Annotated in this window: 1 protein-coding gene; it reads right to left on the reverse strand. The window is 65.2% G+C overall.

The window, feature by feature from the left end:
- A partial coding sequence (gene ccsA / locus AC1DYG_RS19495; RefSeq protein WP_477641506.1) for a cytochrome c biogenesis protein CcsA occupies window positions 1–483 on the reverse strand: 483 nt, incomplete at both ends.

Genomic DNA, 483 nt, shown 5'->3' on the forward strand with positions numbered 1-483 from the left:
GTTGAGGCCTGCGTAGGAGTGCAGGCCCGAGACGACGAAGTTGATGGCGAACATGTTGAACAGTGTGGTGGCGAGGGCTGCGACGTTGATCCACGATGCGCGAAGATTCCCCCATCCGCTCGTAGCTCGGGAGTGCAGGTAGGCGGCGTAGAGCACCCACGCAATGAAGGAGACGGTCTCCTTCGGGTCCCAGCCCCAGAAGCGTCCCCATGCGGCTTCGGCCCAGATCGCGCCACAGATGACCCCGATTGTGTACAGCGGAAAGCCGACAATGGTCGTGCGGTAGGCGACCCGATCGAGTAGTTCCGCGGAGGGAAGTCGGGCGGCGACCCACGCCAGTGGTCCGCGGGATCGCTTGTGCCCGTGGACCGCGACGACGTGGAGCAGGCTCGCAGTGCTGGCGAAGGTGAGGATCCCGCACGCGGACACGACGATCGTGACGTGGATTGCGATCCAGTAGGAGCGCAGCGCCGGCACCAGGGG

Source organism: Pedococcus sp. P1_H8, assembly GCF_056405175.1.